The organism is Nocardia tenerifensis NBRC 101015 (genome assembly GCF_000308715.1).
Classification (GTDB): domain Bacteria; phylum Actinomycetota; class Actinomycetes; order Mycobacteriales; family Mycobacteriaceae; genus Nocardia; species Nocardia tenerifensis.
The window spans coordinates 1-10,100 of record NZ_BAGH01000251.1 but is presented as its reverse complement, the minus strand read 5'-3'; the positions used below and the strand labels follow the sequence as shown (position 1 = coordinate 10,100).

At 69.7% G+C, this 10,100-nt stretch carries 8 protein-coding genes; 7 read left to right on the top strand and 1 reads right to left on the bottom strand.

The window, feature by feature from the left end; genetic code table 11:
- The first annotated feature begins 564 nt into the window (after positions 1-564).
- The 7 genes from ON39_RS19830 (at position 565) to ON39_RS19800 (ending at position 8,636) form a co-directional block, all read left to right on the top strand.
- On the top strand, positions 565-1,911 hold the full coding sequence (locus ON39_RS19830) for a replication-associated recombination protein A (RefSeq protein ID WP_051186826.1): 1,347 nt from the start codon (positions 565-567) through the stop codon (positions 1,909-1,911).
- A 74-nt stretch (positions 1,912-1,985) separates the two neighbouring features.
- Complete coding sequence (alaS, locus tag ON39_RS19825; RefSeq protein WP_040736469.1) at positions 1,986-4,649, top strand: alanine--tRNA ligase; 2,664 nt, start codon at positions 1,986-1,988, stop codon at positions 4,647-4,649.
- Positions 4,649-5,257: a Holliday junction resolvase RuvX gene (gene ruvX, locus ON39_RS19820; protein ID WP_040736480.1), complete on the top strand. Its 609-nt coding sequence runs from the start codon at positions 4,649-4,651 to the stop codon at positions 5,255-5,257. Before alaS ends, ruvX begins: the two co-directional genes overlap by 1 nt.
- Positions 5,254-6,792 (top strand): endolytic transglycosylase MltG, encoded by a 1,539-nt coding sequence (locus ON39_RS19815; RefSeq protein ID WP_040736467.1) that lies wholly within the window; start codon positions 5,254-5,256, stop codon positions 6,790-6,792. The genes ruvX and ON39_RS19815 overlap by 4 nt, the downstream gene beginning before the upstream one ends.
- Before the next feature lie 52 nt (positions 6,793-6,844).
- Positions 6,845-7,693 carry a shikimate dehydrogenase gene (locus tag ON39_RS19810; RefSeq protein WP_040736478.1) on the top strand — a complete coding sequence of 283 codons (849 nt, stop codon included), beginning with the start codon at positions 6,845-6,847 and terminating at the stop codon, positions 7,691-7,693.
- Positions 7,694-7,741: 48 nt separating this feature from the next.
- A complete protein-coding gene (locus ON39_RS19805) occupies positions 7,742-8,197 on the top strand; it encodes a B-4DMT family transporter (protein ID WP_246003148.1) in 456 nt (151 codons plus the stop codon).
- Positions 8,198-8,375: 178 nt separating this feature from the next.
- Positions 8,376-8,636: a hypothetical protein gene (locus ON39_RS19800; protein WP_246003149.1), complete on the top strand. Its 261-nt coding sequence runs from the start codon at positions 8,376-8,378 to the stop codon at positions 8,634-8,636.
- Between the two features lie 240 nt (positions 8,637-8,876).
- On the opposite strand, the gene aroB is transcribed toward ON39_RS19800, so the two are convergent.
- Positions 8,877-9,995, bottom strand: coding sequence for a 3-dehydroquinate synthase (aroB, locus tag ON39_RS19795; protein WP_040736465.1), 1,119 nt, complete (start codon positions 9,993-9,995; stop codon positions 8,877-8,879).
- Between the last annotated feature and the right edge of the window lie 105 nt (positions 9,996-10,100).

Below are 10,100 nucleotides of genomic sequence, written 5' to 3'. Positions count from 1 at the left end.
ACCGACCTCTCTGGCCCTATAGCGAGTGCGGAACTCGAGAAAGAGTGCGGCGCCTGAGAAGGTGCGCATGGCGCCCGCCCAACCCGCGCTTCGCCGAGCCCGCTCGTGCAGGTGTTGGTCCTACGACCCGCGCGCAGCGTCCACGCGTCAAGCTGTCTCGCCTCGAGCCCAGGCTCGCGCCTCCCGCGCCACGCGTTGCACTCTTTCTCAGGATGCGCACTCACTTTCGGGCCCTATAGCGAGTGCGAATCCCGAAAGAGAGTGCGGCGCCTCAGAGGGTGCGCCTGTGGAACCCGCGCTTCGCTCAACCCGCGCTTTGCCCACCCGCGCGCAGCGTCCACGCGTCAAGCTGTCTCGCCTTGTGCCCAGGATCGCGCCTCCCGCGCCACGCGTCGCACTCTTTCTCGGGATCCGCACCGACTCTCGGGTCCTATAGCGAGTGCGGATCCCGAAAGAGAGTGCGACGCCCAGAAGGTGCACCTGTGGCCGGGTGAACCCGCACCACCGACAGCGCGGGTCAGGTGGGGCGCGGGGTGTCGGTGGGCGTGGGTAACGTTGGGCGTCGTGAGTGACGGCCTGTTCGACGTGCCCGGTCAGGGCGTGCATGCGGAGCACAGCATCGACAATGTGGTGCGGCGGGATGCCGGCGCGCCGTTGGCGGTGCGGATGCGGCCCGCGTCGTTGGACGAGGTGGTGGGGCAGCAGCATCTGCTGGGGCCGGGGTCGCCGCTGCGGCGGCTGGTCGAGGGGTCGGGGGCGGCGTCGGTGCTGCTCTACGGTCCGCCGGGTACGGGGAAGACGACGCTCGCGTCGTTGATCTCGCACTCCACCGGCCGCCGGTTCGAGGCGCTGTCGGCGCTGTCGGCGGGGGTGAAGGAGGTGCGCGCGGTCATCGATGTGGCGCGGCGCAGGCTGACGGCGGGCGAGCAGACCGTGCTGTTCATCGACGAGGTGCATCGCTTCTCCAAGACGCAGCAGGACGCGCTGCTCGCCGCGGTGGAGAACCGGATCGTGCTGCTCGTCGGCGCGACCACCGAGAACCCGTCGTTCTCCGTGGTGTCGCCGCTGCTGTCGCGCTCACTGGTGCTGCAATTGCAGTCGCTCACCGAAGACGACATCCGCCAGGTGCTCCTGCGCGCGATCCACGATGAACGCGGCCTCGCCGACCAGTACACGGTCTCCGACGAGGCTTTGGACCACATCGTGCGCATCGCAGGCGGCGACGCCCGCCGCGCGCTCACCGCGCTCGAGGCCTCGGCCGAGTCGTCGCTGGACGGCACGGTCGGCGTCGAGCTCGTCGAGGCCAGCGTCGATAAGGCCGCCGTCCGCTACGACCGAGCCGGCGACCAGCACTACGACGTGATCAGCGCGTTCATCAAGTCGATCCGCGGCTCGGACGTCGACGCCGCGCTGCACTACCTGGCGCGGATGCTCACCGCGGGCGAGGACCCGCGGTTCATCGCACGCAGGCTGATGATCCACGCCAGCGAGGACATCGGCATGGCCGACCCCACGGCGTTGCAGACCGCGACGGCGGCCGCGCAGGTCGTCCAGCTGGTCGGCCTGCCCGAGGCGCGACTCGCCTTGGCGCAGGCCACCATTCACCTGGCCAGCGCGCCGAAGTCGGGCGCGGTGATCGCGGCGATCGGCGCGGCGATGGCCGATGTCGCGGCGGGCAAGGCGGGCGCGGTGCCGCCGCACCTGCGCGACGGGCACTACGCGGGCGCGGCCAAGCTGGGCAACGCGCAGGGCTACAAATACCCGCACGACAACAAGGACGGCGTGCTCGCCCAGCAGTACCCGCCGGACGAGCTGGTCGGCGTGAACTATTACCAGCCCACCGACCACGGCAACGAGCGTGAGGTCGGCCCCCGGGTGGACAAACTGCGCCGGATCATCCGCGGCAAGTAGACGCCGAGGCCGGTGGTCCACACCACCCCGGTCGATGGAAAACCACGTGCACCGCACCGGTAGGCTGGATATCCGTGCAGACCCACGAGATTCGACGGCGCTTCCTGGACCATTTCGTCCGTGCCGGGCATACCGAGGTACCGAGTGCCTCGCTGATCCTGGCCGACCCGAACCTGCTCTTCGTCAACGCGGGCATGGTCCAGTTCGTACCGTTCTTCCTCGGTCAGCAGACCCCGCCGTACGCGACCGCGACCAGCGTGCAGAAGTGCGTGCGCACCGGTGATATCGAGAACGTCGGCGTCACCACCCGGCACAACACCTTCTTTCAGATGGCGGGCAACTTCAGCTTCGGCGACTACTTCAAGCGCGAGGCGATCACCTTCGCCTGGTCGCTGCTGACCGGCAGCGTCGAGGACGGCGGCTACGGCTTCGATCCGGAGCGCCTCTGGGCCACCGTCTACCTCGACGACGACGAGGCCGAGCGGATCTGGTTGGAGGTCGGCGTGCCCGCCGAGCGCATCCAGCGGCGCGGCATGGCCGACAACTACTGGTCCATGGGCATCCCCGGCCCGTGCGGCCCGTGCTCGGAGATCTACTTCGACCGCGGCCCCGAGTACGGCGTCGAGGGCGGCCCGGAGGCCGACGAGGATCGCTACCTCGAGATCTGGAACCTCGTGTTCATGCAGAACGAGCGCGGCGCCGGCACCAGCAAGGACGACTTCGAGATCCTCGGCCCGCTGCCGAAGAAGAACATCGACACCGGCATGGGCATCGAGCGCGTCGCGTTTCTGCTGCAGGGCGTCGACAACGTCTACGAGACCGATCTGCTGCGCCCGATCATCGACAAGGCCGAGCAGCTGACCGGCCGGTCCTACGGCGTCACGCACGAAGACGACGTGCGGTTCCGGGTGATCGCGGACCACGCGCGCACCGGCGCCATGCTCATCGCCGACGGCGTCAACCCGGGCAACGACGGCCGCGGCTATGTGCTGCGCCGTCTGCTGCGCCGCATCGTGCGCTCGGCTCGCCTGCTCGGCGCGGAGAAGCCGGTGATGGGCGAGTTCATGAAGGTCGTCAGCGACCTGATGTCGCCGTCGTACCCGGAGCTGGCCACCGATTTCCGGCGCATCGAGACGGTCGCGGTCGGCGAGGAGACCGCGTTCCTCAAGACGCTGAACACCGGCTCGACCCTGTTCGACAACACGGCCTCCGCCGTGAAGTCCAAGGGCGGCAACGTGATCGCGGGCTCGGACGCCTTCACCCTGCACGACACCTACGGCTTCCCGATCGACCTCACCCTGGAGATGGCCGCCGAGGCGGGCCTGTCGGTGGACGAGGAGGGCTTCCGTTCGCTGATGGCCGAGCAGCGCAAGCGGGCCAAGGACGACGCGCAGGCCCGCAAGCACGCGCATGCCGACCTGACCGTCTACAAGGAGCTGGTCGACCGCGGCGCCACCGAGTTCACCGGCTTCGACGAGCTGACCTCCGAGGCGCATGTGCTCGCGCTGATCGCCGACGGCGTGCGCGTTCCCGTCGCCACCGCCGGTCAGGACGTCGAGGTCATCCTGGACCGCAGCCCGCTCTACGCCGAGTCCGGCGGCCAGATCGCCGACCGCGGCTCGATCACCGCCTCTGGCGTGAAGCTGCGCGTCAACGACGTGCAGAAGATCGCCAAGAAGCTGTGGGTGCACAAGTCCACCGTCGAGCAGGGGCAGATCACCGAGGGCGATGTCGTTCTCGCGCAAGCGGATCCGGCCTGGCGCCGGGGCGCCACCCAGGGCCACTCCGGCACGCACATGGTGCACGCCGCGCTGCGCCAGATCCTCGGCCCGAACGCGGTGCAGGCGGGTTCGATGAACAAGCCCGGCTATCTTCGCTTCGACTTCAACTGGCAGGGCCAGCTCTCCGAGCAGCAGAAGTCCGAGATCGAGGCCGTGTCCAACGACGCGGTCGGCGCGGACTACCCGGTGAACACCTTCGTGACCGACCTGGCCAAGGCCAAGGAGATGGGCGCGATGGCGTTGTTCGGCGAGAATTACGGTGACGAGGTGCGCGTGGTGGAGATCGGCGGCCCGTTCTCGATGGAGCTGTGCGGCGGTACGCACGTGCAGCATTCGTCGCAGATCGGCCCGATCACCGTGCTCGGCGAGTCGTCGGTCGGATCCGGCATCCGCCGCGTCGAGGCCTTCGTCGGCCTGGACTCCTACCAGTACCTGGCCAAGGAGCGCGCGCTGCTGGCCGGCGTCGCCTCCTCGCTGAAGGTGCCGTCGGAGGAGGTGCCCGCGCGGGTCGAGCAGCTGGTCGAGCGGCTGAAGGTGGCCGAGAAGGAGCTCGAACGCACCAAGATGGCCGCGGTGCTGGCGTCGGCGGGCAAGTTCGTCGACGAGGCCGAGCGGATCGGTGACGTGCTGCTCGTCGCGGTCGCCGCGCCCGAGGGCGTGCCCGCGGGCGACCTGCGGACGCTGGCCACCGATATTCGCGGCAGATTCGGCACGCAGCCTGCCGTCGTGGTGCTGCTCGGCAACGCCGACGGCAAGGTGCCGTTCGTGGTGACCGTGAACAAGGCCGCCCAGGATCTCGGCTTCAAGGCGGGCGATCTGGTCGCCGCCTTCGGCCCGAGCATCGCCGGGCGTGGCGGCGGCAAGCCGGAGATGGCGCAGGGCGCGGGCTCGGATCCGTCGGGCATCCCGGCCGGTCTCGCCGCGGTCCGCGCGCGGGTGGCCGAATCGGCGAAATGATGGACTCGCCCAGCGATTCCGAAGGGGGTGGCGGCCGGGAGGCGGCCGACCCCGACAGTCCACGGAGGTCGGCGCCGCACGGCGCCGACCGGCCGCACCCCGACACCGACCCGGGTCGCGGCAGGCGCATCGCCATCGATGTCGGCAGCGTCCGCATCGGCGTCGCCTCCAGCGACCCGGACGGTGTGCTCGCCACGCCCGTGGAGACCGTGCCGCGCGCGAAGCCGAACAAACGCTCGGTCGGCCCCGCGGCCGATATCGCCAGGATTGCTGAAATTGTGCGGGAGTACGAGGCCGTCGAGGTAATCGTCGGTCTACCCCGAACATTGCGCGGGGAGAAGGGTTCTGCCGCTACTATTGCCTCCGCATTCGCCGATGAGTTGCGAATGGTCGTGTCGCCGGTGCCTATACGACTTTCCGACGAACGTTTGACTACGGTGTCAGCTGCACGCGCATTGCGGGACAGTGGAGTTCGCGCGCGTGGCCAGCGGCAAGTGATCGATCAGGCGGCGGCCGTCTCGATCCTGCAAGGATGGTTGGACGAACGGAGTGCGGTGTTGAGGTCGGTTGAAGCGGTGCGCCCTGCGTCGTCCGAGGGCGAGGCATGACGGATCGATGGGCGCGGGCCGAGGAACGGTACCGACAGCGCGAAGCTGATCGGCGTTACCGGCGCGACGACCGCGCCTGGGGCGGGCAGAACAGCAGAGACACGCGCGGCCAGACCAACCGCGTGGTCGGCCGGGAGCAGGACGACTGGGACGACTACGAGGACGACACGACGGTCATCCCGCGCTACACCGACGACATGGACCCGCCGGAGCCCGCCCCGCGCCCCCGTCCGCGCCCCGACGCGGAGCGCAGGGCCGCCCAGCGCACGCGCGTCGGCCGCCGGGAATCGGCGCGGCACGAGGACGACGAACCCGAGGAGAGCGGCCGGCGTTCGCGGACCGCCCAGCGCGGCAAGCGTTCTCGCGTGGCGTCGCGGAAAGCGCAGGAGCGCAAGCGGCGCAGGCGCACCATGTGGCTCGTCGGCGGCGTCTTCGTGATTCTGTTCGCCGGAGCGGCGGTGTTCGCCGGGGTCAAACTGATCGAGAAGCTCGGCCCGCCCGAGGATTTCGCCGGACCGGGCGGTCCGCTGGTCGTGGTGCAGGTGCACGACGGGGACACCTCGCAGCAGATCGCGACGAGCATGAAGGAGAAGGGCGTCGTCGCCAGCACCGCCGCGTTCATCGAAGCGGCCGTGCGCAACTCGAACATGCAGTCGGTGCAGCCCGGCTTCTACGCGATCCCGAGCCACAGCCCCGCCGCGCAGGCGGTGACGGCCCTGACGGGTAAGCAGGCCAGGGTCGGCAACCTCGTCATTCCCGAGGGGCGACTGCTGCACGACCAGTTCGAGGTCGGCACCGGCCGGCGCACCGACGGCATCTACCGCATGATGGCCGAGGCCAGCTGCATCGGCGCGGGCCCGACCCAGAAGTGCGTGACCTACGAACAACTCGACGCCGCGGGCGCCAGCGTCGACCTGGCCGCGCTCGGCGTGCCCGCCTGGGCCGCGCAGAACGTCAGGGACTGCCCCGACCGGACCAGGCAGCTCGAGGGCCTGATCATGGCAGGCACGCTGGACTTCGACCCGAGCGGCACGCCCGAGCAGATGCTGCGCCAGGTGCTGACGGCGAGCGCCAAGAGCTACGAATCCACCGGCCTGCTGCAGTCCGGCGGCGAGACCAAGCTGACGCCGTACCAGACGCTGATCGCCGCGTCGCTCGTCGAGCGCGAGGCCAAGCCGCAGGATATGGGCAAGGTGGCGCGGGTGATCGTGAATCGGCTGCGGGAGAAGCAGATGCTGCAGTTCGACTCCACGGTGAACTACGCGCTGGACCGCACCGAGGTGCAGACCACCGACGCCGACCGGGCCAGGGAGACCGCGTGGAACACCTACGCGATGTCCGGCCTGCCCGCGACGCCGATCTCCGCGCCCTCGCTGAACGCCTTGCGCGCCATGGAGAATCCGGAGGTCGGGCCGTGGTTGTACTTCGTGACCGTCGACAAGCAGGGCACCACGCTGTTCACCGACGACTATAAGCAGCATCAGCGCTATATCCAGCAGGCGCAGGCCAGCGGGATTCTTGACAGTGGGCGCTGAACGCAGGGCGGGGGCCGCTGAACCCGGGGCGGGGGCCGGTGAACCTGGGGTGGTGTCCGGTGAGCCTGGGGTGGTGTCCGCCGAGCGCAGGGCGGCGGTGCTCGGCAAGCCCATCGCGCATTCCCGCTCGCCGCAACTGCACCTGGCCGCGTACCGCGCGCTCGGGCTCGACTGGAGTTACGAGCGCATCGAATGCACGGCCGAACAGCTGCCCGGACTGGTCGACGGGCTCGGGCCCGAGTGGGTCGGGCTCTCGGTGACCATGCCGGGCAAGGAGGCCGCGCTGGCCTACGCCGACGAGCGCACCGAGCGGGCGGTGCTCGTCGGGTCGGCCAACACGCTCGTCCGTCGCGAGGGCGGCTGGCGGGCCGACTGCACCGACGTCGACGGCGTCATCGGCGCGCTGCGCGGCGGTGGCGTGACCGAGGTGTCGGAGGCGGTGGTGCTCGGCGCGGGCGGGACCGCGCGACCCGCGCTGCTCGCGCTGTCCGAACTCGGCGCGAAGACGGTCACGGTCATCGCCCGCGACTCCGGCCGGGCGAGCAGCGCATTGGATCTGGCCGAGCGGCTCGGCATGAACGCGGCGGTGACCAGCTTCGACCCCGACGCGCTCGCCGGGCTCTGCGAACGGGCCGACGTCGCGGTCAGCACGATCCCGGCCGAGGCCGGTGCGATCGTCGCGGACGCCGTCGCCATGGCGCCCGTCGTGCTCGACGCGATCTACAACCCCTGGCCGACGCCGCTGGCCGCCGCGGTGTCGCGCGCCGGGCACACGGTGATCAGCGGTTTGCAGATGCTGCTCAATCAGGCCTACGGGCAGGTCGAGCAGTTCACCGGGCGGCCGGCGCCGCGCGCGGAGATGGCCGAGGCGCTCGCCGAGGCGCTCCAGACCTCTAACTGATACCGGTTCTAGTTTTGTTCGGCGATGGGCGGGGTTATGGTGGTGCGCATGAATGCTTGGGTGTTGCGGGGCGTCGCGCTCGGTGCGCTGGTCGTGGTGCTGCGCGCCGTGCTCGGGTTCGCGATGGTGAACTGGCCGACGCACGGGGTCTGGATGCGGATGTTCTGCCTGATCCTGCTCGTCGGCGCCGTCCTGTGCTGGGGTTTGCTCGACGGTCGCAGTGATCGCACGGCCGAGCCCGATCCGGAGCGCGGCACCGACTTGACCCTGCGATGGCTGAAGGCCGCGGTGGTGGCCGGGCTCGGCAGCGGACTCGTCTCCTGGATCATCGACTGGTTGCCCAAGTTCGACCTCGGTGACAACGGCATTCTCTTCGAACTGACCGCGTCGGCCGCGTTCATCGTGCTGCTCGTCTTCGTTCCCGCGCTCATCGGCGTCGGGCTCGGGCGGATTCTCGCGGATCGGACGCGCGGTAAGCGGGCTCCGGCGCAGACGGCTGTCTGACGGGATCGTACGAGGGTTCATTCGGTCGGCATCTTTGCGTTGTCTGCCGAATTTGGGCGTGCGACTGCCAACTTAGACGTGTCGCTGCCAATGTGCGGTGACAGGCGCCTGTGCTCTTCGTTGACGCCTCGAACGTCGGTAATATCTTGCTCGCCAAGGTATTTCGACGGGAGGGGGAATGGCTGTGTTGATTCGAATCGGGGTAGCCGCCGCCATGGCGGTCGCCGCGTCCGCGGTGGTCTTCGGCGGACAGGCGTCGGCGAAGTTCGATGGCTGCTCCTCGCCGCAGCCCAAGTGGAACTACCAGTGCATCGCCGCGGGGTCGAACGTCTCCCTGGGCAGCTGCCTCAAGGACGGGCCGAACTGGCACCCACAGTTCGAGTGCGCCGCGCGCGACGACAACAGCGGCAGGTACGACCTGTGGATCCCGGCCGGCTGAGATGTCCGTGCGAGTCCAGAGACCGCCTGTCGGTTGACGAGTCGGCCAGGGCGGTGCACTGACCGACCCTCGCACGCGCACGGAACGGCGCACCCACTGCCCGGGTGCGCCGTTTCTGCTGGGGTCGCCCGGCGCATCCGAAGTCCTTGCGGCCGTGCGGGTTCGGCGGTGCTGCGCTGGCTACAGCGGTGCTGTGTTGGCTTACCGCAGGGCTGCGCTGGCTATAGCGGCGTTGGTCGATTACAGCAGGATGCTGGTGCTCGTGGTGCCTTCGCGGAGGATGGCGGAGTAGGCGGCGGCGAGGAGGGTGGGGTCGGGGCCTTCCAGGCGGCCCGGCTTGGCCAGGCCGTCGAGGACGACGAAGCGGAGGACACCGGAGCGGGTCTTCTTGTCGGTTTGCATGGTGTCGAGGAGTTGGGGGAGGGCGTCGGCGTCGTAGGTGGTGGGTAGGCCGACGCTCTCCAGGATGGCGCGGTGGCGGTCGGCGGTGGCGTCGTCCAGGCGGCCCGCGAGACGGCCGAGTTCGGCGGCGAAGACGAGGCCGACGGAGACGGCGGCGCCGTGGCGCCAGCGGTAGCGCTCGCGGCGCTCGATCGCGTGGCCGAGGGTGTGGCCGTAGTTGAGGATCTCGCGGAGGCTGGACTCCTTGAGATCGGCGGCGACGACATCGGCCTTGACCTGGATCGCGCGCCGGATCAGCTCGGGCAGCACGTCGCCGGTGGGGTCGAGCGCGGCCTCGGGATCGCGTTCGATCAGGTCGAGGATCACCGGGTCGGCGATGAAACCGGCCTTGATGATCTCGGCCATGCCCGCGACGATCTCGTTGCGCGGCACCGTCTCCAGGGTGACCAGGTCGACCAGTACGGCGGCGGGCTCGTGGAAGCAACCGACCAGGTTCTTGCCGGCCTCGGTGTTGATGCCGGTCTTACCGCCGACGGCCGCGTCGACCATGGCGAGCAGCGTGGTCGGCACGTGCACGATCTGGACGCCGCGCATCCAGGTGGCCGCCACGAAACCGGCCAGGTCGGTCGCGGCGCCGCCGCCGAGGCTCACCACGACGTCGTTGCGGGTGAGGCCGATGCGGCCGAGCACCTCCCAGCAGAAGCCGGCGACGGCGAGTTCCTTGCCCGCCTCGGCGTCCGGGATCTCCACGCGGTGCGCGTCGAGGCCCGTGTCGGCCAACGCCTTTCGCACCGCCTCGGCGGTCTCGGTGAGCGGCGGCTGATGGAAGATCGCCACCGTCCGCACGCCCTTCGTCGCGCCGCCGACCGCCTCGACGAGCTCGCCGAGCAACCCGCGGCCGATGATCACCGGGTACGGATCGGCGGTACGAACTTCGAGACGGTTCGGCTCTGTCACGGCTGCTGCTCCGATTCTGTTGAGGCTTCCAAGTGTTTACGGGCGCGCAAACGCGCTCGCCGCGCACGCGCGCGCCGGGCGCGTCCGCTGGATCGCGACCCCTGA